This is a genomic window from Pseudobutyrivibrio ruminis HUN009 (genome assembly GCF_000703005.1).
Taxonomy (GTDB): Bacteria; Bacillota; Clostridia; order Lachnospirales; family Lachnospiraceae; genus Pseudobutyrivibrio; species Pseudobutyrivibrio ruminis_A.
This window is the reverse complement of the sequence record NZ_JNLH01000002.1, coordinates 78,985-102,538: the sequence shown is the minus strand read 5'-3', so window position 1 is coordinate 102,538 and position 23,554 is coordinate 78,985. Positions and strand designations below refer to the sequence as shown.

Below are 23,554 nucleotides of genomic sequence, written 5' to 3'. Positions count from 1 at the left end.
AATCAAAACAATTAGCATAAGGAGGTGAAAAAATGATTCCATCTACACTTTCCGTATTGACAATGGTTGAAAAATCTAAACTAGACATGTTGAATAAGCAATTTTTCATTCCAGTATTAACAATATCTTGTAAATCTTCCTCCATATGCAGATATTGCTCCTTTAGTTTTTCTATTACTTCCTTTTTTCCAACGATTATTGGCTTAACTGTTTTTCTTTTCTTTAATCCGTTTCCTGCCTTTCTATAATCAGATAATTCTTCTATACAAGCCAACCAACCGAGGAAGAGTAAATCCCATACTTTATCATGTTTCAGTTTATTAATTTTACCTTTTACATGACATCATATACTTTTCTGCTTCTGCCTGAAAAACTTTCTTACTTATCGATAATGCAGGAAGTGAATAATCCCTCTAAATAGTCATTTTGTAATTCATTAAGAATAAGTCCTGTAATATTTCGAAAATCTTTCTTTTTCTTCATCTGTATAGCCTTGAATTTTTACTCTCATCAAAAAGAATGAGAAGGGATTTACTTCAAATCCAATTCCTGAATAACCTAAATCTATTTGCAGCCAATATTGTGGTTCCACTTCCAGAAAATGGGTCTAGTATCTATATCTTTATCATCTGTCTGATATTCCTCAACAATTTTCTCAACAAACTGAACAGAAAAGCCTTCTTTGTATCGGATACCATCTTTGAAAAGGATTTCATTCCTTCTGCAGAGTAGTTTAGTAGACTTTGATATGTGGCATTTCTCATTCTCCGGATATACCACATTATAATTATTCTCAATATTTCTAAACATTCTACTTTTCCTCTTTCTTATTTCTCCAAGAAACATATTTCCCGGATTTTAGTCTACCATCTTTAGGTCTCTCTGCATTTTTAGGTATTGGCCCACACATTACCAAACTTCTTTGCGCCAGTAATTCTATCTGATTCACACCAATACCTGCGCACGTCTTTATGGATATGCCCCATAATTCTGCAGCCTCTTTTACTGTCATAATATTCCATAATTTTTTTCTCCAGAAAAACTAATAATGATACAAATATATTTTAGTCGTTTTTGCGCCGTATGTCAATTGTGATATGGCCTATGTACCAGAAATGAATATATAACTCTTCTTTCACGATTTTTCGTTAGTAGAATATATTCGAATCTCATGTTCCACAAACATTACAATTATTTATCATTGATAGTTCTCTTGGATGAAAAATTGATGATTATAAATTGCACCAAAAAAGCGGCCTTTATTATCTGAAAAGCCGCTTTAAACTTTATAGAAATAATCAAACTACAACTTCTATAAAGCTTCCTCCAGTCTTCTCCTTGGTAACAACAACCTGCTTATCAATGCGCTCCTTCAAGTCTGCCACATGCGATATGATTCCAACAAGTCTATTACCTTCTGTTAATCCAGCAAGCGCCTTATATGCCATATCTAAAGCCTCGGGATCAAGTGAACCAAATCCCTCATCAACAAACATAGTATCAATCTGAATACCGCCAGCAGAAGATTGCACTTCATCGGAAAGCCCTAGTGCTAAAGATAATGATGCCATAAAAGACTCTCCTCCAGAAAGCGTTTTAACACTTCTCTCACTTCCGTTATAATGATCCTTTACACCTAAATCTAACCCACTTTGGCTTTTTGCATTAGCAGCTTCTTTCATTCTCATGAGCTCATACTGCCCTCCCGACATAGTTAATAATCGAAGATTTGCTCGGTTAATTATCCTGTCAAAATATGTCGTTTGTATATAAGTTTCCAATTTGACTTTATCTTTACCTGATAATTGTCCATTAGCGGTTTCGGAAAGTGCTCTCACCCACTGTAATTTCTGTTCAATCTCAGCAATGCTTACTTGCCTCATTTTTAATGTTTTTCCTTGCTCTTTCATTATTTTCGAGACGACCTGCAACAATTTCTTTTTTGTTATAACAGTCGGCTTGCGATTCCTTTAACTCTGCTTGTTTTTCTAGTTCTGCTTGCAGGTCCGTTGCCTTTGTGGACTTAATTGTACTCTCATTTTCAGCAATAGCAGCCTTTATACCAGCCACAATCTCCTTCTGGGAAGATAAGTCTTTACTCAAATCATCAAAAGCCTTTTGAATAATACTAGACTGATCCATTAAAGACTTTCTTTCTTTTATAGCTGCTTTTTTACTTTCAAATTTAAGACTCTTCTTTAGAGAATTAAGCTCTTTCTCATTCTCTTTAACTTTTGCTTCTCCAGAAGATACTATCCCGTTCAAATGCTCAATTTCTTGGCCTAATTCAGATATCTCAGTCTCTAATTGTGGTATTAATTTATCTAATTCTTCCTTCCTCTTAATCTTTGCATTCTCATTTTTTTAGTTTTTTCTCCTCAGATAATTTCTTTGCGTTATTATCGGAAATAATAGATTCTATTTCCTGGTTAGCGTCAATTAAACTCTCTGTCTTTAAATGCTTTTTGCATTTTTTATTAAGTTTCTTTTTCAACAGCCTCAAGCCCTTTAATCTTTCCGCTTATATCATTTGCAGAATTATCGCGGATCTTTCGTGCATCATCAGCCTTCTTTTTTGCATCTTTCAATTGTTTATCTGTAGGAACTTTGTCAGAAAGCATTGCAGGTTGAGGATGGGAGGTAGAACCACATACTGGACATCTTTCACCTTCTACTAACTGTTTAGCGAGGAGACCAGCTTGTCCAGCTCTGTAATGACGATCCATTTCCTCATAAAGACGATTTAATTCTGTAAATTTTTTATCATCTTCCTTATATTGATTCTGAAAATCTTCTAATTCTTCCTTAGAAACAAAAAAAGCTTCTAGTTCATTTGAGAGTTCATCAAGAATATCAGCTTTCTCTTTAAGTTTCTCTATATTACTCGATATTTTTTGAATACGTACGCTGGTATCTGTAAACGAAGATTGCTCGTCCTTATCCTTCTTTAACTGAGATTCCTTTTTTGCTCTATCTTTCTTTTTTTCTTCTAGTTCCTCTCTAAATTGCTTATTTTGCTCTTTCGTATTATCTATATCATTCTGTTTTATTTATAGCTATATCATAATTAGGCAATTCAGCATCTATTTTGCTAGCCGTATCGTCTAATTTCTTTCTTTTTGACAAATCCTTCTTTGCTAATTTGAGTTTCCCCTCTAAATCCTTTACTTTAGGCTCCTCGACTTTTAGTTTATCTTTTGTACTTTCCAATGCTTCCCGTGCAGTCTTTACAGTTTGTGCCACTCCTATTCTAGTAGAAACTTCCTGTAGTTTATCACTAATCACTTTAAGATCATTTTCCAATTTGGTATTTAATTCTCCATCTTGTTCTATAAGTTTATCTAGTAATAGAATAACTTCCTCTGTTGTCATCCTATCTGAAACAGCCTTTTCAACTTCAATAGAGAGAACATCGTCTTTATCAACTTGAATTCCCTTTATATACGCGCCTACCTTAGTTCTTCCAGCAATAACTGATTTAAGCAAATCATGCTGCTTTGAATCTAAGTTTTTTTTGCAATATAAGATAGTTTTCTGTCTTAAAAATATCTCTAAAAATCTTAATTCTTTCTTCCGTTGTAGCTAAGAGTAATTTTAAAAAATCACCTTGTGCAAGCATTGAAATCTGAGAAAACTGCTCTCTATTTACGCCAAGAATACTTTCGACAGTTGCAGTTACCTCTTTCACTTTTGTTATTACGCGACCATCAGGCATATGTAGTTCGGCTTCCGCAATTTGTTTTGTTGTACCACCTCCCTTTTTAGCAAGTCGCTCGTAAGCTGGATTACGCTTAACGGTATATATTTCACCCTTATGCGAAAAGACAAGTTCAACTTCCGTAGGTGTATCAGGCGCTGCATATTTTGATCTAAACATGTCGACAGTCCTATTTTGACCACTTGCTTCCCCAAATAATGCATAGCAAATCGCATCAAAAAGCGTTGTTTTACCCGCACCTGTATCTCCTGTTATCAGGTATAATCCTTGTTTTCCTAAATCCTCCATATTTACTTCTGTATATCCTGCATATGGACCAAAAGCAGATATTCTTAGTTTTAATGGTCTCATATTATACCTCCCAGATACTCTCTATTTGATCTTGAACAAATTTTCTTTGTTCATCTGTCATTGATTGGTTATTTTGCAGTTCAAAGAATTCTTCAAATAATTCTAAAGGTGTCTTATTGTCAATATCCTCAGCATCTGAAACAGTCTGTTGGGTCTGCGTACGCTTATTGTCGTAACTTAGCTTCATCAAATTCGGATATATTATTCGAAGCTTTGCTATAGCATCTAAAACGTCATTTTCATCAGTTAAGATTGCATGAATATAATCATCTGTATCCGTATTCTCATAATTCTTCTTTAAAGAGAGTTCATCATATGTTCCTTTGATTTCTCTCATATCGTGTAAAGGAGTTAATGGGATTTCTGAAATATTTACCTTCGATTTCCCGTTTATATCCACAACAGTTATAGATTTTTTCATGATCTTTCTCTGAAAATGAATATTTTATAGGTGTTCCACTATATCTAACTGTATCTCTCTTTATTTTTTGCTTACCATGGAGATGCCCTAAGGCTACATAATCAAAATCATCAAAAACAGAAACATCTACAGCATCAAGTCCACCAACAGATACTTCCTCTGAATCACATCTTTCCGACCCTATTATCATTTGATGAGCGACAAGAACATTTATTTCTTCCTTATTAATTTCCATGTGACTAATAGCCACTCTACAAGCATCTGTATAATCTAATATTTCTTCATCCGGAAAATAGTTTCTAACAGTTGAAGGTTTAATAAAAGGTAAAAGATATATATTAACAGTATTCTTTTTGTCATTAAGCTGATAACATTTTGCTTTTCCTTCATAAACAGGTGAAAGATGTATCCCTGTAGCCTCAACAAGTTCACCATGATCAGCAAATCTAATAGCAGAATCATGATTACCGCTAATAGCAAATACCGGAATCTTCTTTTCTGCAAGACTAATTAAAAAACTCATCCCATAATTTCATTGCTTCTTCAGAAGGAATAGATCTATCATATACATCTCCAGCGATAAGGATACCATCTGGCTTTTCTTCATTTACATAAGTCAAGATTAATTTAAGAATGTATTTTTGATCTTCAATCATAGAAAATTCGTTAACCTTCTTTCCTAAATGAAGATCTGAGATATGAAATAATTTCATTATTTGTTCTCCTCCTCAGATGTACCATTTTTATCATTATTAATAATACCTAACAAATCTATAGAAATTATATCATCGAATTCGTCTATATCACCATCCATATCCCAATCAATTCCAAACATTATTAATCCTCCATTTCAACCTAAAAATCACCATCGCATCTACACTCATCATAATAAGGACAGTACATGCAGCACTGTCCACATGACCTTTTGGCTATCCTCTTTTTCTTTTGTAACCAGAAAATGATTCTCCTCATACATCTTCTCCTTTTATACTACCTTCTCAAACACCATAGTCGCTTGAATCTTATCGCCTCCCATGAAGCCTTTTGAACCTGAAGATGTAGTTGAGATAGTATGAAGTCTATAGCCCTTAGCAGCCTGATCATTAATAGTTCTCTGAAGGTTAGTCAAACTCGATACTCCAGAACCTGTTCCTATAAATTTCTCAGTAAGAACAACCTGAACTACTACATACATATCCCCCGTCTGTCCTGCTGCCTTAAGTGCTCCTGCGTCAAATCCAAATCCAGCCATAGTAATTTCCCTCCTTATTGACTTATAGCTGCTTATTTCTGATTTTAATTCTACTCTTCTTACTATCTATAAAATGGACACCTAAAAGAAGATTAATTATCACATGGTATTTCTACTCTAACATCACCCACCGTGAGTGCTGTTATTCGTCTATAATCTGGTGAACACTCAATTAACCCTGATGGCCCGTATCCATATTGTGCAGCTAATTTTACTAAAGGTTTAAACCAAGCATTCTTTTTTCGATTTATTTCCCCAGTACTTGTTTCTTCTTTTTCAAATTCAATTACCAGCGGTACAAGTTTTTCTAATTCTTCTCTTAATTCCATATTATTCCTCTTCCTGGCAGAACTCAGGTAGTCCTTCTGCCCATTTCATTATTGCATCAATATCTTCTGAAACATATAAAGTATAATTCTTATCGTCGAATTCCTCCCATACATGATGTATATTTTCTAGACCTAGTTCAGAATGATATCCATCTAAGAATACAATATATTTCCCAGCTTCATCTCCTGTGAGTACAGAATATCTTTTTTTGCGAAGGACCTTATCTACATCTTTCATTGTCAAATATTTCTCTGGAAGATTTTGCGCCCACATTAGGATTTCATCGTGTACATCTGCATTAATCCATAGCTTATCATAGGCATATATTATTCCTTTAGTTCCACGTGAATAATTTTTAAGCCCATTGATTCTCGGTGTTTCAATTGGTGCACACCCTTCTTTAAAATATATTTCAAGAGGTCTAGCCATGCTTCTTCGAACGCTATATCCTTTCGCATTAAGTGTTTCCACAATTTCTTTCATTTCATCTTCAACTGGGAAACTAGCATCATATTCCTCTAATCGTGGGAGTCCTTTGGCCCACTCAAGAACTAACTCTAAAGCTCTTTTATGTTCCTTATCCACATCACCATCACTAAAGTTCTGTCTCTCTCTTTTTGGAGTTTCAAAGCTTACAAATAATTCAGGAATAGCTTCAGAATGTTTAAAAACTTTTCTTAATCCCATAAACTCTCTAGCGTGACCATTTCTCCACCCATCAGAATCATCTGAAAAAGGATATATATTAGGTGAATATGGTGGTAAATAACCATCTTGAAATGTTATCCATATCGGACTATACTGACCATACTCTTGTCTTCTCTTAGGTTGTGCATAACCCTCACAAAATCGCTTATGTCCTTCACAACAACACGTTGTAATATATCCTTTTTCATTAAGAACAACTATTGTCTCAGCAATGCCTTCATCTATATCCAATACAGAATCTCTGACTCTAACCTTTACTTCACTACTCATTAAATATTGCTCCTTTATTACTTATTTTCTTTTCTTCGTTGTCATCTTTTTCTAACAAATTTAAAGTGATTATATCATCAGTAATATCTACTTCACCATTTAAATCCCAATCAATTCCAAATAAACCATCCATATTTTGACTCCTTTTTCTACTTCTTTTAAATAAATAACCCAGAGAAATAGCTCATGATTTTATACTAGTATAAGAATATCATATCGTAACGCGGTTTATTGGACACCTCAAAAGCCTTGAATTTACTGGTTTTTTAGCAATAAAAAAGGCCCATCAAGAGCTTTCGCGGCATAAATCCATTGGTTTATTCCACGGTCTCTTGACAGGCCTAGACTTCCTGCTTGTTATCGGGTGCCGATAACAGGGGCTGTTGTTCTTTCTTATATATAGATTAGTTATCGCTTTATTCATTCTAGCAGGAGGTCTTCTCTTGTTTTACCTCCTCCAGGAACTGTTGGATTGGATTATTGGCTAGCCTTTGGATTTTGGCTATACCCAAATCTTACATTTCCTACATACGTATCATCACTAAAGTCTACATAGTGAATAAAGGAAACCATAAATACATCATCACTATCTAGATTATTCATAAAGTAATCTTCAAAGGCTACCTTATGATACTCTCCATCTTCTGTACGCTGAGCTACTATTCTTACAACTGACTTTTCCCCTCTCTTAAAAGCCTTAATAAGGTTTTCTCTTGTAAAGGCTTTATCTAAGGTTTCAAAGTCCTCTTCTTTACACATACTTCTGGCATACTTATATCCATCAGTATAGCTTCCTGTTTCAGGAAGAAGTGTATTCATTAATGTTTCTCTTTTCATTACATGGTAGCTATCTCTTGTTAAATTTACAAAGATCACCATATGAAACTTAGTATAAACAGCATCTATAAGTGATCTTACCTGACCAAAAGCTGTCTGAGATGCAAATGGATCAATGAAGTCTACATCTACAGGAGCTTCATTAGTACACATGTTAAAAAACTCATCATGTGGTACAGGCTTTGAGAACAGGTATCCCTGGATATAATCACAATCGCAGGTGTTTATGAAATCAAGTTGCTCTTTTGTTTCTACACCTTCTACTACTGTTGTAAGGCGAAGGCGGTGCGCCATATAGAAAACGGATTCTAGAGTGATTCTTCCTTTTTCTGACTGGCAGTTATCCTCCAAGAAGGACTTATCTATCTTTAATACTTTTGCAGGAACATCTTTTACAAATGAAAGGGACGACATACCTGAGCCGAAGTCATCAATGGATACTGTATATCCAGCTGCTTCTACTCTTTGTACCCAGGCGATAACATCTTCTTTTTCAGCTACTACATCAGATTCTGTAATCTCTACCCCAAGCAAGCTCTTATCAATATGATACGCTTCTACCATCTTATCAAGCTTATCTACAAAGTGTTCATCCTTAGCGTGTTCTCTTCCGAAGTTTACGCTTATCTTTACAGCTTTATCGCCTAGCTTTTGTATTGTTTTACAAGCTTCTTCTGTTATATACCAGTCAACAATACTTACCTGGCCTTTTTCTTCAAGCTCAGGAATAAACTCTGCTGGTGGTATTACTGTGCCATCTGCCTTTACCCATCGAACAAGTGCTTCGGCTCCACCGATGACTCCTTTTCTTGGGTTATACTGCGGCTGATAATATGCTTGCAGCTCTCCTGTTTCCATGGCTGCAACTATTTTGTTAATTAATTTTCCTTTCATTTTTCCCTCTAAAGTTATATAAAACGCATAAAAACCAATATCAGATTATACTGTCACGATTTGGCTATGTCAACAAATTGTTGTTACAACTCAACTAATTGTTACTACTTTAATATCTCGATACTTCCAACGATTGGAACTGGCTTTTCTTCTTCTCTTGACGCGTAGGTGAAGCCAATAAACCAAAGGATTGTAGCAAAGATCCACAAATAACGACCTACTACTGGAATAAATCCTACAAGTCCAATCAAATGAATAACTAGTGCCTGATTAAGATGAAACTTGGCACCTTCAGTATCTCCTGAAATATATGCAATAATCCAGCCAATCCATGTGATATAAGCTACAATACCAGTCATCTTCTTTGACATTGTCTCTGTTTTCTTTTCCATTTTTACCTCATTTCTTCTAAAAACTCTTCCTCATCTAATTCATCAAGAAGAGTGTTAACTGTTTCTTCATCTAATCCAAAAAACTCTAGGTTTTCGGTTGGTGCTACAAAATGAATACCGCTTGGCACTTCATAAGGTCTTTTTGACTTATAAGAATACATAGCACCTACTACAGTAAGATAGTTTTCTATATCTCCCGCAGGCATAATTGTTAGTGTGAGCAGTGGTGGAATTTCTTCACCAGAATTCGCCGCTGATACAAGGTTAAAATATTCATCTAACAATCCTGTCAGCTGGACATACTCATAATCTCCACTATCACTAAATGTAAGTTCAAAGGCTGAGTTATAATCTGGGACAATAGCTACATCTAATACTCCGTAGAAGGATGTCACTGTATCTATCATTTCATTCTTTAGTACATCCATAATGCCTACTACAACCTGAGCTTTAGACTTTCCATTTTCGTCCAAGCCTTTGACTTCATCTAAAAATTCAATCTCGTTCAATGTGTAACTCCTTTCCACTATATAAAATGGCCCATTTTCTGAGAAATGGTACACTTGATTGAAAATTTATTTTATTTATGGAGTTTATATAATTTATGTTTTTTATGCGCACTACTCCGCACGTGCGTATTTATGTGGCGTTAGTCCTTTAATTCAAAGTATTTCTTTGTATTGAAAAATCCTTTAAATCCCTTATGTAGCTGCAGCTTTTTTGTGGCTTTAAGCATATATAAGTCTGCATAAGTGGCTTCATCTGTTGACAAAAGCTTATATCTTAGCTGTTTTATCATAGGCTTAACATCGCACTCTTCTTCTAATTTCTCCAAAATGCTAATAGTCTCAGCCCTATCTTCTTTCATTAAAGCTCTAAGAATCATTACTTCCTCAAAATCAAGTTCAATGCCTTCCACCAAATACAGACAGTTCTTCACTATAAGAGATAAGTTCATTAGTTTAGTCTCATCCAAGTATTCCTTGAGCTCTGCCATATTTAGATTTGGTTTTGAGCTAGAAAAGCCCCTACTTGAAAGGGCTAAGTATAAAAGGAGCTTATTATACTCTGGATTTTTAGCATCCTCTGCATCTGCAAACAATTCTGCAAGTATCTCTAGAACTGCCTTATTTAGCATTCCCTTTTCACTAAACTGATTTTCATAAGCCTCCTTTGATATATAGGCTTCTCCCTCATCCTTACTGAAATGGCCTAAGCGACCAAATCCTATAAACTTTGTAGTTTTAGGAGAACAGCCAAAAACATCACGGTACCTCGTAAGATAGTTATTTCCTACATCAGTTCTTTTTATTGGCTTTACCTCTTTTACCTTTGCTCTTGCAAAGGTTAGATTATCTTTGAAAACAGGCAGATAGATTTCACCCTCTACTCCCCTAACCTTTTTACCAAGCTCGTGGATACTATTTTCAGGAAGCAGAAATTTATTGATATTCCCCTGATTAAATAGATAAGCATGATTATATGGTCCAAGGTTTGGATTATTCACCACAATATCTATGTATCTATCAATACTTGATTCGTCCAGTATTTCTAATGCTTTACGAGGCTGCGTAAGCATAATCTACCACCTTATAATTCTTAAGCTTCTTTTTAATCACATTTAGCATTTCCTTCTGACGAAATGCCTCATCCTTAATATGACCACCAGCATAAAGGTTTAAAAGTATTGTAAATACGAGCTTCATTGCCTCTCTGTCGCCATACTCCTTCTTTTCAATGTTAGAAAGTGTTGCATGTCTCTTTAGCAACTCTCTAAGATCGCTGGCTGGTTCCATAGCATACTTTTGTGTTGCCACCTCAGTTACAACCTCTGTACCCTCTCTGGATACAACTACATCTACAGCTTCTGTATCTATGAAACATTCAAACAAGAATCTGATGGAACCAACCATTCTCTCAGCGATTAATTCCTTTATCTGTCTGGTTTTTTCTTCTAGTGTTTTATCTTTCATTTAATAATTCCTCTTCCTTCGACAGCTCATGTAAAGCTGCTTCTGCCTTAATGCGTGCTGCCTCTTTTTGCTCGTCGAGTTGTTTCCTTTTCATATCCTTCATTCTCTGCTCTCTCATAGTTGCCTCGAAGTATGACTCCTTTTGTTCTATGAAATTAGCTGGTCTTTCATCGATAGTTATGATGTCCTCATCTCTTTTTTGCTTAGACATAAAGGCATACTGCATTGCAGCCATAAAGCCTAAAACATTCTCATTAACCTGGTTACCTTCTACAGGCTTTGCTTCACTAGCCTTCTTCATAATCTGCTTATGCCTTATATGGACAAAAATCATATCTATAAAATTCGAAAGCAGCATCACTACTACTATCCCTGCAACTAAGATAAGAAAATATACGTTATTCAGTGGAGTTGGCAGTTTTGCAAAGAACTCTGTAAAGATCTTTGAATCCTCAACATAATCTATAAATTTATCCATTGATTACCTCTTTAAATAATGCTTTTCAATTCTTTCTTTGCTCTAACCTCTTGTCTCTTTTCCATTTCCTCAAAAGCCTTGATTTCCTTAAGATCAGATGTAAGTGCCTTATATATGTCATTACCCTTTGGAAATCTTGAATAAAATGGAACAAGGTTAGAGCCTGTATATAAAAGCCCCTGACCTCTTGGAGCATTTGTTATATACGAAATCTGTGTATCAGATAGGTTTAATATCTCTCTAAGTCTGTCCCTATCAGGCCCTGACTGACTAAGAATTGCCAGATAGCAACAGTTTTGGAGCATATCTCTGGCAGTTGGACTTTCAAGCAAGCTGGAAACATTTTGGGTGATACCGGTAGGTACTCCTCCGTACTTTCTTGCTCGTCTAAAGAGAGTATTTAAAAAAGTTGCAGAATACTCATTCTGGAACAGAAGGTAAATCTCATCTACAAAGAACCAGGTATTCTTTCCAACTTTTCTATTAGTTACAATCCTGTTCCAGATATGGTCTAGGATTGTAAGCATAGCAAGTGATTTTAGTCTGTCACCAATATCCCTGATCTGATATACAACAAAGCGACTTCTCGTTTTTACGTTGGTTTTAAAACCAAAAGTATTTAAGGAACCCTTTCCTGTATAAAGCTTTAGTGCCATAGCAAGACTTCTTGCCTCTGGCTCCCGACGCTGTGCAAGTAAGTACTGCAGGTTAGTCAAGGTAGGCATATCATCTTCTGGAATATCTCTTAATCTTCCGTTTACAACAAATGGTTCAAACAACTCCTGAACACACTCATCGATGATAGTCTGCTGAATAGAATCAATTCCAAATGGTGACGACAAGATACATTCCATTACCTTAAGAATAAAGTCTGCCTTGGCATTAACCGGATTTGTTTCATCTTCAAGTTCATAACTGTTTACAATCTCCAGCGGATTGATATGGCTCTTACCATCAGGCATAATCTTAATCACTTCTCCACCTAACATGGTTGCAAGGGCCGTGTACTCATCCTCAGGGTCAATAACAATGATGTCTGCATTGGTCTTTAAGAATACTGAAAGCATCTCAACCTTACTTATGAATGACTTTCCTGAACCCGGGCTACCAAGTACAAATCCATTAAAGTTGTTGGAGCTCATTCTGTCATAGACAATGAGATTCTTTGAAATAAGGTTGCAGCTATAATTGATTCCAGACTTATCATTTAATTCAAGTGTCGAGAATGGAATGAAGATAGCTGACGAGCTTGTTGTAAGGGTTCTTCTATCTCTGATTTGGGTGTTGCAAAGAGGTAAGGTTGAGTTAAATCCTTCTTCCTGCTGATTTATCATTACATTTATTGTTGCCGCAGCTTTCTTATACTCGGTAATGATTGTCTCTGTATATTCATCAAGCTGCTCTTTATTTTCAGCAAAGATTGTTACTGTAATACTTGTTTCAAAGAGATGTTCATCTCTTGTGTGCATGGCCTCTCTTAAAGCCAAAGCTTCAGCTTCTCTATCAAGAATCTTTGGATCCACATACGAATCATCATAGATTCCAGCCTTTTGACCTGCCTGCAAAGCTCTCTTTTTCTCATCCCTAATGAAAGACAGATTCTTTGCAACCAAAGCATCCGCCTGTTTTGTTGAGATTGGATGAATATTTATGGTTGTAAGTAAGCTGAAATTCATATCAGTTACATTTGTAAGAAACTCATCTGACAGTCTACTTGGTAACTGGGTAACTCTAAGCGTTCTTGCAAACTTATTTCCAAGAGTCATAAACTTTGCCTCAAATGAAAATGATGATGGAGCTAAAAGGTCATTTATGGTAAGCCCCTGGGAGCGCATATTTTCAAAATCAAAGCTCTTTTCTTCCTTTAGCTGTCCCTTATCATCTACAATCTTTTGAGACTGAACTAAATATGTATCATCATCATTAAAGATGTCATAAAGGATTTCTATTTCCTCTGGAAGTGTCAATGGAACTGCAAATGAGCCAATCTTTTCAAAGGATTTATTCAAGTCGTTACTTATACGGGAGAACTCATCATAGGCTTTCTTAACAGTCTTAGATTCCACGGAAACGGATAGGTACTTATCCTTTACTATTCCGTTCTTCCCCTCTTTGATTCGATCTAAAATGATAGTATTCATCTGCTTTCTCAGATAATCCCATTCATCTCCAGCTTCTTTAATCAAAACATCCTCTGAGACTTCACTTTCATTAATGGCTCGATTGAAGATAGTGATTGCAAAATCAACATTTGAGCCAAAGGAATTTAAAACCTTTCTATATCCTTCATAAATCTGGACCTGCTCTTCTTCCATGGCTGTTAGATAATTGTTATCTCCAAGCCTGTAAATCTTTACATAACGATTCTTAGAGGTTTCGACTAGACCATATTTTTCGTAGACACCACGGATTCTTATAGTTTTTTGTGTGGTTGATATATTTATATTCATCTTATGTATTTCTCTTTAATCTTTTTTTTCTTCTGTTTCTTTAGGCTCTTCTTTACTTGCTTATTTGATAAATCAATCTGCTTTCTTCTTGCGTACTCACCATTTAGAAGAGTAATGTATGCATTCTTGGTTCTATACTTTCTTTTCTTAGTTCCATAAAATGCCTCATTAATCTTCTTAAATAAGAACTCTTCCATTGGAACTCCATCAAATTTAATCCAGCCAAAAGCAAATGCTATGGCTCCAACTACCATTGATGGAATGATGCTTACGTAGAAGTTCATTGAAAACAGCAGCGCAAACAATATGGCAAACAATAAGCTAATGCCTACACAAATGAACTTCCTCATGCTTAAGCCTAAAAGAATCTTATTTTCCTGTTTAATTTCCTTCTCAATATCTACACTTAGCATTTCATCCTCCTACGCTATTCCTAAAGCAGTCTTTGTTATGTCGTTAGCTCTAAAGCACACACCAACCTGGACTATTCCAACAATTACCTGTTCCCAACAAAGTGAGCCAAAATTATTAGATGTTACTGCTTCAGCAAATATTGATGCCTGAATACTTGATCCGATGATTACTGCAAGAAGTATTATTGAACCTGACATTGATAGTGCTATTACATTTTTAATTGCCCTTGCTGTATTTGATGTATTCACATCAGCCTTTGCTATATCAGATAAAGCTATAGGACTTACTACTGCCATAAGAGTAAGCTCTATAAATCTTGACCAACAGACTACCTGCAGAAGAACCCAGCAAAGTTTATTGATAACCCAAGGAATAAACATCTGCGTTACATAGCCTATCTGAACTCCAAGGTCGTTCATATTTTGAAGTAATCGCTTTATGGCGCTTGAATCAGGATTAACTGTATATATATCTGACCATATCTCTGCTCTTACATCATCAAGTGCTGGCATGTTGTATCCTGTAGCATTTGCTATGTTATAAGCCTTCAAAACTACGGCTGAGCCTATATTTGCTATTCCATACACAAGCTCTAAGGACTGGCTTATAAGTACAATTCCTACAACAAGAAACACAAACTTCTTAATAAGCTTCTCTACATACATCTGATTGAAGGAGAGCTCTTCAAGAATGCCTGCTCCAAAGTACATAATCATTACCATGATTCCCAAGTCCTGAAATACCTTATAAAGACTAGGGATCACAGACATATTTATTGTCATTCCTCCAGAGGTAGTTCCTGTCTTTCCTACATTTCCTGCTATGGTTACAGTTCCGTCTTTAATAGTGTTAAAGTCTATATACAAAAGATTTTTTATATCTCCTACGGTCTGTCCTAAGAACATGTCATCAATCCAGTCACTGATAAGTCCACTCATGATGTGCTTTTCAGTAAATGGATCTGGAATAGCAAAGGCAATAGAAATACATAAGAAGGATGTAAGTGCAAAAAATATAAATGCCAATATCTTATATTTACTAATTCTTATCATTTAAAATCCAAAGCCTGAAAGACCAGCAAGTGCTACAGAAGCATTGTCTTTCTTTGGCTCTTCCTCCTTCTTTTCTGGTTGTTTACTACTGTAGGTGGTTATCTTTTTAGTATCTTTCTTCCGGCCAACCTTCTTGGTGCATCCTGTCTCCATCAAAAGCCACGAAGGAAGGTACTCATCGCTTTCATCCATAAGTTGATAAATAAGCTGAGTTATAACTGCACTTCTCTTTCTTTTTAGTGCCTTAACAAACTCAATTACTTCCTCATCCTCAACTTCAAAATAAAACCTAGCCATTTTTCACCTACTTAATCAAAGCTTCAGCAATCTTCTCGTATCCAATGGCATTTGCAGAAATATCGTCTATGAAATATGTTATTCCAAACATCTTTGATTTCTCGATATATTCCTTAAGCACCATTGAACCACCACCTAAAAAGATTGATGGATAAACTCTAAAATCTGCCACCTTTGTATGAAGCTGATTAATGAGCTCTGTAGTAAACTCAGATGTTGTTCTTTCAATACGGTTTTGAACCTGCTCTTTAATATCCTCTGGAAGTGGTAATCTCTTTTCTGTCAGATAGCCATCAACAGTCTTTGTATCAAGAGTTACTCCGTAATCATTGATTACATCATCAATAATCTGGCCTCTAAGCTTTGACATGCCCATCTCTCTGCTAAGCATTGTATCCTTCTCTGGCATTCCATCAGTAAGACCTACCATATCTACTGTTCCATCACCAATATCAATACAGTAAACAGTGTTATTGTCTTTAATCACATCACCCATAAGGATTGTTGCTCCTGCATAATCCTGGGGAAGCACAATCACGTCCTTCAGATAAGCCATGATCTGCTTATCGTTATATTTGAAGTTGATCCCATTTCTTAGATTGTCTTCAAAATACTTCTTGAACTGAACATGCTGCTTTTCAAAATGAGCTGGTGGCAAGCCAAGCGCTAAGACTATTTCTTTTCCATTCAGACCTGAATAATTCTTTTTGAAGTCATAGTCTTCCATCTTTTCCTTAAGTCTTGCCTCCCATTCTTTAGCCATAGCGAAAAGTGTAAGAATAAGTGCCTTTTCATCTGCGGTCTTATCTGTCTGATATGCAAACTTATTAGTTGTTAAGCTATAGAACTTGCCTTGATATTCAATAATGTCTTTTGAGAACAAGTGGGATGGTTTTGTCTCCTGCATCTTGAATCCACAAGGGAAGCTTTGTCTGACCGTTTTCATATTTCCATTACCATGGTCAATTCCGAATATGATATTTTCCATTTCTTCTTTCCTCCTAAATATAAAATGGCCCACTTTTTGAATTTTGGTCTTCTAAAGAAGAAAGTTCCCCAAACTTTTTAATTAGTCTAAAAAAGAGCCCTAATCACAATGATTAGAGCTCCTTTGTACTTTATATTTAAAATGATATTGTTGTAATTATATTTCCGAGATCTTCATCCTTAACCTGATTTCTAGAATAAACTTCTCCCGATTCCTTAAATACTACAATTTCCTCACTCAGTGTTAGATTAAATCCTTTCGAATATGAGAATACATAAGCAAAGTCATATTCCTTTGCTGTATCAAGAAGTACTTTTCTAGATTGGGCTAGTTCTCTAGCCTTTTGCAATTTGATCATACCGCTTCCTCCCCAATTAAAAAATCTGCCCGGCAAACAGGGCAGATTACTTATCTTTTTCCAGTGTTTTAATTGCTAATTCTTCTGTCATTTCTCGAAGTAAGTCTTTGTTCTCCCCTTTTGCTTCTTCTATCATTTGTTTAAGCAATAATTCTTTGTCCCATCCAACAGCTAATCGCTCAACTGAAGGCGCTGACTTCAAAATATAACCACCGCTTCTACCATCAGTGGCTTCGAAAATACAGCCATGATACTTAAGCCTGTCAATATCATCCTGAATAGTATTCTTTGCTACCCCGAAGTACTCTCCAACTTCTGTGGCACTAATTGAACTATTTAGGGATTTGAAATATGCTATCTCTTTTAGAAGTCTTTCTCCCTTTTTCATGGCTTCCTTTCCTTTCAATTTCTACGTAAAATATCACATTTAAACGACCATCTTGTACATGGTCGTTTACGCATTAAAAAAAGCACTCACCTTAAGTGAATGCCTTTAAATCGTGGTATAAAATTGTGTTTTTTACATGAAAGTCATCGTTGTTGGGTCTTGGCCAATAATAGCCTTAACTAATGCTTTTGCAGCACAAAGGACGATTCCTCCTACCAAAAGTCCTGCGCCTCGTCCAATTGTACCAGGCTGAGCAGTTTCACCTGATGCTACTGACATAACTACTCTGATAAGTGAAACTGCACCTGCAATGATCAAAACTATTCCTACAAATATCAAAAGTGAAAACAGTAACTTTAAAAAGTTCTGCATGGAACTATTTCCATTAATTTCGCACATTGCAGGAGAAACAGTTGTCATAATTGTTGATGTTAAGCACATGGCAGCTGCGATAGCTGGCTTCATCTTCTGCTCAACTACTAAGTTCTTTACACTATTAACTACATTCTTATACATAATTTTCTTTACCTTTCTTCTAATTCGTTGTCCTCTACAACTAAATCTAAATCATATAAAATATCTGGATCAGCAAATGAATCTATCGGAGTTGCTGTAACAACGTTTTCAACGATTTCATCTGATGTCTTTACTTTATAGTTATCACCTATGTCTGTATCCTCTGTTTTCGTCTCATCAGACAGTTCAAGTGAATCTGCAAATCCAAAATCCTTTGGACTAAAATCAAGCTCGGTGTCTATTCTTGCAAAAGCCTTCAGCTTATTTAATTCCATTGATATACCTATACGTGCAGCTCGCTTTTCCTTTTCACTTGAAGAAGCTGCAATTATCTGATTAAGCCTATCAATGTTTTCTCTGATGAGCTTGGCTTTCTTACGATTTTCAATAATGAGATTTCTTCGTCTTGCACTATCTACAACAGTAGGAGCTATATAGCCATCCTCCCCTACTGCTTTAATTCTTAAGCCTTCAATCTCCTCATCCTCATAGTTTGATTCAGTCTGATTAATGTAAATCTCGCCCTGACTACCTTCTGCTAAGAACTTGTAGTTCTTATGATTTTCAAGTACAAACTTCTTTGTCCTAAATGGACGAAGAGCTCTGATAAATAACAGACACTCATTATTAGACATGGTTTCTACCTGTACTCTAGTCATAAGTTCCTTGGCTGAAAGCTGCTTACTGGTTGAATTCTGACCTCTTGCAAAAAGAAGTGCTGAATTCATAGACAAAGTCTTAACAGTCTCCTTTCCAAGGTGACTTGTGATAATTTTTAAGGTAGCCTCATCTGACCCTCCAAGGAATAAGAAGGCATCGCAGTTTGAAATAATAGAATTTGCTCCCTTTTCACCATAAACCTCTTCTACCTGAGAGTAGTTTTGGAATATAGGTACTATTGAAATCCTATACTTTCGACAAGTGGCCAAATATATGGATAGATTAGGTATCTTTCCAATATTTCTACATTCATCAATAAAGAATCTGACCGGCACCTTAAGCTGCGGATCATTTAATCCTTCATCTCTCATTCGCTGCTCACCCTTTGAATACAATCTCTTAAAGAGAATGCTATAAAACATAGCTGTAAGCCAACAATAAGTAGTATCAGCCTGTGGAATACAAAGGAATATTGCCATTTTTTCTTCCGAAAGACGGTCTAGCTCCATCTCATCCTTATAAGTCAGGTTTCTTACCTCAGGAATATCCATCTGTGATAGATTTACTGAAGTCGAAATTAAAATGTTAAGTCTGGTCTTAGCAGGTGCTTGTCTAAAAATCTTGTACTGCTGATATGCGTAAGAAGCAGGGTTTGCCTCTCCAAGTCTTATAAACAACTCATCAAATGCTGTCTCACTAGTGTTATCATCATTCTCAGAACGTCCATCAAGTCTAATGATATCTAGAACATTAGAGAAATTTCGACTTTCTATAGGACAGACTTCTACCGTGTACCCTATACAGGCACATAGCAAAGCAGTTGAAGCTTTTAACCAGAAATCTCCGTCTCCCGAAGAACTCTTCTTTTTGTCTCCATCTACATTTTCAAGGAAACAGTTAACAATGATTGCTATGTCCTTGGTATCCCTTATGTAATAAAGAGGATTAAACCTTAAGGACTTTGTCATGTCATCAATGTTGAAACATTTAACTTTATATCCTGCCTTTTTCTCCAGAAAGTATCCTGTAGATTGCATAACATCTGAGGATGGATCTGTAATAACTATTGATGTATTGGCTTGGAGAATATTAGGTTTTAAAAAATATCTACTTTTTCCTGTACCAGAAGCACCAAAGACTATGGCATTGGAATTTCTCTGGCACCAGTTACCATTCAAAGATAAATAAATATCGTTGGTATATATCTGAGCATAGTCCTTACAATACTCAACAAGCTTCTTATGCTTATCCTTTGTTATGCCTTCACAGACCAGCTTTCCTTCTTCATTTCTTATGAATCCAGGCTTTTTTGTGCTAGGTTTTCTAAATCTTCGCTTAAGCAAGGCTGCTTTGATAAACAAGCGCTGTAACCATCTAATCTTTGACTTTTTTAGAGGTTTCACATCCTTCTTTAATCCTTTATCTTTTATAAGAGCTGGATCACAAACAAACTCCTTGTTGTACTGATGGTAATCTTCTTCAAAATACGAATCACCATGAGCATCTTCTACTGTGTCTTTTACTCTCATATATTCATTGAATAGAATTGCACACATAACAAATGCTGCAAGAAGGCCTAATCCCACATATGTAGGATTAGCAGGAAACAGTGCATACCATTTCGCATACGCTCCTCCTGAGAAAGTAATTACTACATTGAATAAGTCCCTTTCTTCGGTTGGCATATGATAAGCTACATTCCCTAGGCGCAAGCCAAAGTAAATGCTTGATATAGTAACAACCACGCAGTTTGTAAGGAAGTTGTTAAGCCTTTGCTTCTCTGAAATATGAGGTCGTACAGTTTTCATCTATATGCCTCGCTTACCTGCTTTTCATTCCAGACCTGAATTACATAATCAGATTTCTTTTCAGAATGCATCAGTAGGAAAACCAAAAATGCTATAAAAGCACCCAGTACTATAGCTCCTAAAATAATAATTCCAGCATAAGAAGACTTTTCTTGATGGCTTTCTACAGAAGACATATATTGGTCTCCCTTTACAAATACATCTGTCGTATAAAAATATATGGTTAAGTCTTTATACTGATAAACGCCGTTTTCAGGAATAGTATCTGTTACAGAAATGGTCTTTCCACTATCAAGAGACATGGAAAACTTAGCCTTTCCAAGGGTCTCCGATGACAAAATGTCTATTAGCAATTGGTAATCTTCTGAGGAAGCACCAGCTACAACCACGTTGCTTTCAAGTGGATTTAACTGTGAAACATAGTTTGTTGCTGGAATAGTTGCTGTAAACGTATCTCCTACCTGCAGCTCATCTGTGTCTACTTCAGTCGTAAATCCTATTGTTATTCCATAAGACCCTAGATCAAACTCCTCTGCTGTAGTATCGTCTCCGATGAAAGTACTTCCTCCATCTAAAGACAGCTTAAACTTTGCTTCACCAACAACTCCTTTTTCTATGATTTCTACATATACCTTGTAGTCTTCTATTGCATTACCATATATTTCAATGCTTCCTTTTTCCGAATTAGCATTGGTTTCATAGAAAAGCTTTCCTGTAGAATCAATAGTTACTCCAGAAATACCTGTCTTTTGATACTCTAAGGCCTTTGGCTTTTCCTCGCCCTTGTTTGCATCAATCTGATTTTTTATCTCGTCATAGTTTGAAATTTTTACTTTGATACAAGAAAATGAATTTTCCTGCCCGTCCAGGATAAAATCTTCTCCACCCTGAACCAAGTCAAAGGAATACTTTCCTGTGTTATCTCCAAATACTCCTGCAGAAACAAAGCTATACGTACCATTTTTTACATAAACTCTATCTGCATATCCATTCTCCTGAGAAACACATATGAAGTAATGCATCCCTTCACTGTCAGCTATTTCTATATAAGCATTCAAACCAAATCCCTCTGGGATCTGGCAAACGCCCTCTATCTGGTTTGGTGTCTCATCTGTTTTAGAGGTGTCATAGCTCATTAGAGCCGTAACCTCATCACCCTCAACATACTCTGTTGCGGTGGCAGTTAAAGGTGCAAAATAAAGAAGAGACACTAGTACTGCCACCCAAAATCCGGTGGCTTTAGATATCAATGTCGATATCAACTTCTTTTGAAACATGTTTCTTCTGCATCTCCTTAAATATCTGATTATCAAGAACCTTTGCTGTTAGTGACATCTTTAGGTAGTTATCTCTTGCTTTTTCATGTTCTTTAGACACGCCCTTTTCACCACGCTGCATCATATCGATGAACTCCGTGCGTTCACGCTCTTCCTTTTCTATCAAATGCTGCACCGCAAGATTGTCTATTTCTCCATGTGATATATCCTCAATCAGTTGATCTCTGCCAGGTGAGAGCATTTCCTGTTCAGTGAAACCTATAGGATTGCCTGCCCTCCACATAAAGTCATCTACGAATCTCTCATAACCATCTGAGGTATTTAGAACCTTAGCTATTTCTACTCCATCTTCTAAGAGCATAGCTGCTTTATTATCAATTCGAAGAACCGTACTTGGGTCTTTTGGTATAACAATGTAATAGACATTCTCGGACTTTCCCGATAAATCCATCAGCTGCTTGCCACTTCTACCATTTATGTACATTCCAAAGGATAATCTCTTTAACTTATCCAGGCCCATGAGCTTGTCTCTAAAGAAGTCATCTACAAGATGCTTGTCTTCCTTCTTTAAGGCAATGGAACCATCATAATGCATATATATCTGTGGATATTTGTCCGTTAGCTCCTTTAAGTAGTTCTGAGGGATATTTACATATCCAACTATCTCCTCTCGTTCAATAAGGTTCTTTTTCTGAGGAAACTTTATAATGTTTGCTTTTTGATTTTCAAAGCGATATTGCATGTTGTGAAGGTTAACAATAAAATCATCTGCTTCTTTTGCCATACCGTTTCTGGAATATCCCTTCACCAAATCAAACGCTTCCTCTGCCATGAGCATTGGTTTCTTGTATGTCATGGCTATTTTGAGTACATCCTTGGGCTTAGCATTCTTTACAATCCTAGCAGCTGGGTCAGATACAACATCTATGATTTCACCATCTGGCTGTCGTTCATTATTAATTACAAGGTTATGGGTTGAGAAGCTATCTTTTGTTACGTGGGTAAAGTTGCATGGGTCCGAGCCGTCAACAATATAAAAGCTCTTTGTCTTCATAAGACTACTAAGCTTACTATATTGGGCTGAGTACCTATCAACCTCATCTCTATATGCTCCATTATTTAGATTGAAATCATAAGATATGCCTGCCAAAACCTTTGCAAGACCTTCTTTATCATCAGCAAATATCTGATATCTACCTTCATGCTTGGTGTCCTTACCTACGCAGAACATGAACTCTTCTCCTCGCATAGCTTTTCTAAAGGCGTATATCTCACCAATAGTCAGATTGGATGCTGCAGCAATCTCAGAATTTTCCATAAGTGCTTTGAAACTGTATATATCAAGCTCCCTAGTATTCTCAGAAAGAAAGGATCTATAGCCTTTTACAATATCCTCAACTATGTCTTTATCCTTATCCTTAAATACTATGGTCGCTATAGGGGATTCATTTCCCAATATTGTATTCATAGTCACATATGGAACATGGTTCATCTTAAAAACAGCTTCCAAATCATCTATATGCTCAGAAAAGATTTCTACGTGCGATAAGTCACCACCCTTATCAACCCATTCATTTAATGCATCAATGCCTCTTTCTTCTTTATATGCTTTATAGTATCTGGCAATGTTTGCTTCAATAATCTGATAGGGTACTGCAAATATTCTTGAAAGAATTTCTATAAACCTTTCCAGGTTATATATATCTTGTGCTGTATTCATAC

At 36.0% G+C, this 23,554-nt stretch carries 33 protein-coding genes; all 33 read right to left on the bottom strand.

What is annotated here, in order from left to right; translation table 11 throughout:
• Positions 1-274: hypothetical protein (locus BO15_RS13730; protein ID WP_207641096.1), on the bottom strand; the 274-nt coding region annotated here is incomplete at its 3' end.
• Between the two features lie 290 nt (positions 275-564).
• Positions 565-810, bottom strand: a complete 246-nt coding sequence (locus BO15_RS13425) for a hypothetical protein (RefSeq protein WP_052169974.1) — start codon at positions 808-810, stop codon at positions 565-567.
• A gap of 1 nt (position 811) precedes the next feature.
• A complete protein-coding gene (locus BO15_RS0112850; RefSeq protein WP_033154981.1) occupies positions 812-1,012 on the bottom strand; it encodes a hypothetical protein in 201 nt (66 codons plus the stop codon).
• 286 nt (positions 1,013-1,298) lie between these two features.
• Positions 1,299-1,688, bottom strand: a complete 390-nt coding sequence (locus BO15_RS13855; protein WP_242843774.1) for an SbcC/MukB-like Walker B domain-containing protein — start codon at positions 1,686-1,688, stop codon at positions 1,299-1,301.
• Between the two features lie 172 nt (positions 1,689-1,860).
• Positions 1,861-2,265, bottom strand: coding sequence for a hypothetical protein (locus tag BO15_RS13850; RefSeq protein ID WP_052169972.1), 405 nt, complete (start codon positions 2,263-2,265; stop codon positions 1,861-1,863).
• A 212-nt stretch (positions 2,266-2,477) separates the two neighbouring features.
• Positions 2,478-2,726, bottom strand: coding sequence for a hypothetical protein (locus BO15_RS13410; protein ID WP_052169971.1), 249 nt, complete (start codon positions 2,724-2,726; stop codon positions 2,478-2,480).
• 310 nt (positions 2,727-3,036) lie between these two features.
• A complete protein-coding gene (locus BO15_RS13405; RefSeq protein ID WP_052169970.1) occupies positions 3,037-3,486 on the bottom strand; it encodes a hypothetical protein in 450 nt (149 codons plus the stop codon).
• 1 nt (position 3,487) lies between these two features.
• Positions 3,488-4,069 carry an AAA family ATPase gene (locus tag BO15_RS13400; RefSeq protein ID WP_052169969.1) on the bottom strand — a complete coding sequence of 194 codons (582 nt, stop codon included), beginning with the start codon at positions 4,067-4,069 and terminating at the stop codon, positions 3,488-3,490.
• A gap of 1 nt (position 4,070) precedes the next feature.
• Positions 4,071-4,406, bottom strand: coding sequence for an exonuclease SbcCD subunit D C-terminal domain-containing protein (locus BO15_RS13895; RefSeq protein WP_330372053.1), 336 nt, complete (start codon positions 4,404-4,406; stop codon positions 4,071-4,073).
• Positions 4,381-5,013 (bottom strand): metallophosphoesterase family protein, encoded by a 633-nt coding sequence (locus BO15_RS13890; RefSeq protein ID WP_330372052.1) that lies wholly within the window; start codon positions 5,011-5,013, stop codon positions 4,381-4,383. The genes BO15_RS13895 and BO15_RS13890 overlap by 26 nt, the downstream gene beginning before the upstream one ends.
• On the bottom strand, positions 4,997-5,203 hold the full coding sequence (locus BO15_RS13885; RefSeq protein ID WP_330372051.1) for an exonuclease subunit SbcD: 207 nt from the start codon (positions 5,201-5,203) through the stop codon (positions 4,997-4,999). The genes BO15_RS13890 and BO15_RS13885 overlap by 17 nt, the downstream gene beginning before the upstream one ends.
• Positions 5,203-5,325, bottom strand: coding sequence for a hypothetical protein (locus BO15_RS13870; protein WP_278244722.1), 123 nt, complete (start codon positions 5,323-5,325; stop codon positions 5,203-5,205). The genes BO15_RS13885 and BO15_RS13870 overlap by 1 nt, the downstream gene beginning before the upstream one ends.
• 150 nt (positions 5,326-5,475) lie before the next feature.
• Positions 5,476-5,742, bottom strand: coding sequence for a DUF4177 domain-containing protein (locus BO15_RS0112830; RefSeq protein WP_052169968.1), 267 nt, complete (start codon positions 5,740-5,742; stop codon positions 5,476-5,478).
• Between the two features lie 92 nt (positions 5,743-5,834).
• A complete protein-coding gene (locus tag BO15_RS0112825; protein ID WP_033154980.1) occupies positions 5,835-6,071 on the bottom strand; it encodes a hypothetical protein in 237 nt (78 codons plus the stop codon).
• Between the two features lies 1 nt (position 6,072).
• Positions 6,073-7,050 (bottom strand): hypothetical protein, encoded by a 978-nt coding sequence (locus tag BO15_RS0112820; protein WP_033154979.1) that lies wholly within the window; start codon positions 7,048-7,050, stop codon positions 6,073-6,075.
• On the bottom strand, positions 7,043-7,183 hold the full coding sequence (locus tag BO15_RS13665; RefSeq protein ID WP_157752348.1) for a hypothetical protein: 141 nt from the start codon (positions 7,181-7,183) through the stop codon (positions 7,043-7,045). The genes BO15_RS0112820 and BO15_RS13665 overlap by 8 nt, the downstream gene beginning before the upstream one ends.
• 344 nt (positions 7,184-7,527) lie before the next feature.
• A complete protein-coding gene (locus BO15_RS0112815) occupies positions 7,528-8,781 on the bottom strand; it encodes an EAL domain-containing protein (RefSeq protein ID WP_052169967.1) in 1,254 nt (417 codons plus the stop codon).
• Between the two features lie 104 nt (positions 8,782-8,885).
• Positions 8,886-9,173 carry a hypothetical protein gene (locus BO15_RS0112810; RefSeq protein WP_033154978.1) on the bottom strand — a complete coding sequence of 96 codons (288 nt, stop codon included), beginning with the start codon at positions 9,171-9,173 and terminating at the stop codon, positions 8,886-8,888.
• Positions 9,174-9,175: 2 nt separating this feature from the next.
• Complete coding sequence (locus BO15_RS0112805) at positions 9,176-9,682, bottom strand: hypothetical protein (RefSeq protein ID WP_033154977.1); 507 nt, start codon at positions 9,680-9,682, stop codon at positions 9,176-9,178.
• Positions 9,683-9,822: 140 nt separating this feature from the next.
• On the bottom strand, positions 9,823-10,752 hold the full coding sequence (locus BO15_RS0112800; RefSeq protein ID WP_033154976.1) for a hypothetical protein: 930 nt from the start codon (positions 10,750-10,752) through the stop codon (positions 9,823-9,825).
• Entirely contained in the window at positions 10,733-11,146 is a 414-nt protein-coding gene (locus BO15_RS0112795) for a hypothetical protein (RefSeq protein WP_033154975.1), read from the bottom strand. Before BO15_RS0112795 ends, BO15_RS0112800 begins: the two co-directional genes overlap by 20 nt.
• A complete protein-coding gene (locus BO15_RS0112790; RefSeq protein ID WP_033154974.1) occupies positions 11,136-11,624 on the bottom strand; it encodes a hypothetical protein in 489 nt (162 codons plus the stop codon). The genes BO15_RS0112795 and BO15_RS0112790 overlap by 11 nt, the downstream gene beginning before the upstream one ends.
• An 11-nt stretch (positions 11,625-11,635) precedes the next feature.
• Positions 11,636-14,074: a VirB4-like conjugal transfer ATPase, CD1110 family gene (locus tag BO15_RS0112785; protein WP_033154973.1), complete on the bottom strand. Its 2,439-nt coding sequence runs from the start codon at positions 14,072-14,074 to the stop codon at positions 11,636-11,638.
• A complete protein-coding gene (locus BO15_RS0112780) occupies positions 14,071-14,487 on the bottom strand; it encodes a PrgI family protein (RefSeq protein ID WP_033154972.1) in 417 nt (138 codons plus the stop codon). The genes BO15_RS0112785 and BO15_RS0112780 overlap by 4 nt, the downstream gene beginning before the upstream one ends.
• 9 nt (positions 14,488-14,496) lie before the next feature.
• Positions 14,497-15,540: a hypothetical protein gene (locus BO15_RS0112775; RefSeq protein ID WP_033154971.1), complete on the bottom strand. Its 1,044-nt coding sequence runs from the start codon at positions 15,538-15,540 to the stop codon at positions 14,497-14,499.
• Positions 15,541-15,837, bottom strand: a complete 297-nt coding sequence (locus BO15_RS0112770; protein WP_033154970.1) for a hypothetical protein — start codon at positions 15,835-15,837, stop codon at positions 15,541-15,543.
• Positions 15,838-15,844: 7 nt separating this feature from the next.
• Positions 15,845-16,825, bottom strand: coding sequence for a ParM/StbA family protein (locus tag BO15_RS0112765; protein ID WP_033154969.1), 981 nt, complete (start codon positions 16,823-16,825; stop codon positions 15,845-15,847).
• A gap of 136 nt (positions 16,826-16,961) precedes the next feature.
• The gene (locus BO15_RS0112760; RefSeq protein ID WP_033154968.1) at positions 16,962-17,183 is read right to left on the bottom strand and encodes a hypothetical protein; all 222 of its coding nucleotides are present in this window, start codon (positions 17,181-17,183) and stop codon (positions 16,962-16,964) included.
• 46 nt (positions 17,184-17,229) lie between these two features.
• Positions 17,230-17,571 (bottom strand): HTH domain-containing protein, encoded by a 342-nt coding sequence (locus tag BO15_RS0112755; protein WP_033154967.1) that lies wholly within the window; start codon positions 17,569-17,571, stop codon positions 17,230-17,232.
• Between the two features lie 132 nt (positions 17,572-17,703).
• Complete coding sequence (locus BO15_RS0112750; RefSeq protein ID WP_033154966.1) at positions 17,704-18,087, bottom strand: hypothetical protein; 384 nt, start codon at positions 18,085-18,087, stop codon at positions 17,704-17,706.
• 8 nt (positions 18,088-18,095) lie between these two features.
• Positions 18,096-20,555, bottom strand: coding sequence for a VirD4-like conjugal transfer protein, CD1115 family (locus BO15_RS13395; RefSeq protein ID WP_052169966.1), 2,460 nt, complete (start codon positions 20,553-20,555; stop codon positions 18,096-18,098).
• Complete coding sequence (locus BO15_RS0112740; protein ID WP_033154965.1) at positions 20,552-21,832, bottom strand: hypothetical protein; 1,281 nt, start codon at positions 21,830-21,832, stop codon at positions 20,552-20,554. The genes BO15_RS13395 and BO15_RS0112740 overlap by 4 nt, the downstream gene beginning before the upstream one ends.
• Positions 21,795-23,552, bottom strand: coding sequence for a hypothetical protein (locus tag BO15_RS0112735; RefSeq protein ID WP_033154964.1), 1,758 nt, complete (start codon positions 23,550-23,552; stop codon positions 21,795-21,797). The genes BO15_RS0112740 and BO15_RS0112735 overlap by 38 nt, the downstream gene beginning before the upstream one ends.
• Positions 23,553-23,554: the final 2 nt, after the last annotated feature.

Coding starts and splice junctions, on each gene's coding strand:
- BO15_RS13890 (WP_330372052.1), bottom strand. CDS start 5,013: ATGAGTTTTTTAATTAGTCTTGCAGAAAAGAAGATTCCGGTATTTGCT.
- BO15_RS13425 (WP_052169974.1), bottom strand. CDS start 810: ATGTTTAGAAATATTGAGAATAATTATAATGTGGTATATCCGGAGAAT.
- BO15_RS0112790 (WP_033154974.1), bottom strand. CDS start 11,624: ATGGATAAATTTATAGATTATGTTGAGGATTCAAAGATCTTTACAGAG.
- BO15_RS13395 (WP_052169966.1), bottom strand. CDS start 20,555: ATGAAAACTGTACGACCTCATATTTCAGAGAAGCAAAGGCTTAACAAC.
- BO15_RS0112750 (WP_033154966.1), bottom strand. CDS start 18,087: ATGTATAAGAATGTAGTTAATAGTGTAAAGAACTTAGTAGTTGAGCAG.
- BO15_RS0112765 (WP_033154969.1), bottom strand. CDS start 16,825: ATGGAAAATATCATATTCGGAATTGACCATGGTAATGGAAATATGAAA.
- BO15_RS0112850 (WP_033154981.1), bottom strand. CDS start 1,012: ATGACAGTAAAAGAGGCTGCAGAATTATGGGGCATATCCATAAAGACG.
- BO15_RS0112755 (WP_033154967.1), bottom strand. CDS start 17,571: ATGAAAAAGGGAGAAAGACTTCTAAAAGAGATAGCATATTTCAAATCC.
- BO15_RS13400 (WP_052169969.1), bottom strand. CDS start 4,069: ATGAGACCATTAAAACTAAGAATATCTGCTTTTGGTCCATATGCAGGA.
- BO15_RS13870 (WP_278244722.1), bottom strand. CDS start 5,325: ATGTTTGGAATTGATTGGGATATGGATGGTGATATAGACGAATTCGAT.
- BO15_RS13665 (WP_157752348.1), bottom strand. CDS start 7,183: ATGGATGGTTTATTTGGAATTGATTGGGATTTAAATGGTGAAGTAGAT.
- BO15_RS0112815 (WP_052169967.1), bottom strand. CDS start 8,781: ATGAAAGGAAAATTAATTAACAAAATAGTTGCAGCCATGGAAACAGGA.
- BO15_RS0112820 (WP_033154979.1), bottom strand. CDS start 7,050: ATGAGTAGTGAAGTAAAGGTTAGAGTCAGAGATTCTGTATTGGATATA.
- BO15_RS0112825 (WP_033154980.1), bottom strand. CDS start 6,071: ATGGAATTAAGAGAAGAATTAGAAAAACTTGTACCGCTGGTAATTGAA.
- BO15_RS0112810 (WP_033154978.1), bottom strand. CDS start 9,173: ATGGAAAAGAAAACAGAGACAATGTCAAAGAAGATGACTGGTATTGTA.
- BO15_RS0112795 (WP_033154975.1), bottom strand. CDS start 11,146: ATGAAAGATAAAACACTAGAAGAAAAAACCAGACAGATAAAGGAATTA.
- BO15_RS0112780 (WP_033154972.1), bottom strand. CDS start 14,487: ATGCTAAGTGTAGATATTGAGAAGGAAATTAAACAGGAAAATAAGATT.
- BO15_RS13885 (WP_330372051.1), bottom strand. CDS start 5,203: ATGAAATTATTTCATATCTCAGATCTTCATTTAGGAAAGAAGGTTAAC.
- BO15_RS13410 (WP_052169971.1), bottom strand. CDS start 2,726: ATGGATCGTCATTACAGAGCTGGACAAGCTGGTCTCCTCGCTAAACAG.
- BO15_RS13855 (WP_242843774.1), bottom strand. CDS start 1,688: ATGAGAATGAAAGAAGCTGCTAATGCAAAAAGCCAAAGTGGGTTAGAT.
- BO15_RS0112760 (WP_033154968.1), bottom strand. CDS start 17,183: ATGATCAAATTGCAAAAGGCTAGAGAACTAGCCCAATCTAGAAAAGTA.
- BO15_RS0112740 (WP_033154965.1), bottom strand. CDS start 21,832: ATGTTTCAAAAGAAGTTGATATCGACATTGATATCTAAAGCCACCGGA.
- BO15_RS0112830 (WP_052169968.1), bottom strand. CDS start 5,742: ATGGCTGGATTTGGATTTGACGCAGGAGCACTTAAGGCAGCAGGACAG.
- BO15_RS0112800 (WP_033154976.1), bottom strand. CDS start 10,752: ATGCTTACGCAGCCTCGTAAAGCATTAGAAATACTGGACGAATCAAGT.
- BO15_RS13895 (WP_330372053.1), bottom strand. CDS start 4,406: ATGAGAGAAATCAAAGGAACATATGATGAACTCTCTTTAAAGAAGAAT.
- BO15_RS0112770 (WP_033154970.1), bottom strand. CDS start 15,837: ATGGCTAGGTTTTATTTTGAAGTTGAGGATGAGGAAGTAATTGAGTTT.
- BO15_RS0112785 (WP_033154973.1), bottom strand. CDS start 14,074: ATGAATATAAATATATCAACCACACAAAAAACTATAAGAATCCGTGGT.
- BO15_RS0112735 (WP_033154964.1), bottom strand. CDS start 23,552: ATGAATACAGCACAAGATATATATAACCTGGAAAGGTTTATAGAAATT.
- BO15_RS0112775 (WP_033154971.1), bottom strand. CDS start 15,540: ATGATAAGAATTAGTAAATATAAGATATTGGCATTTATATTTTTTGCA.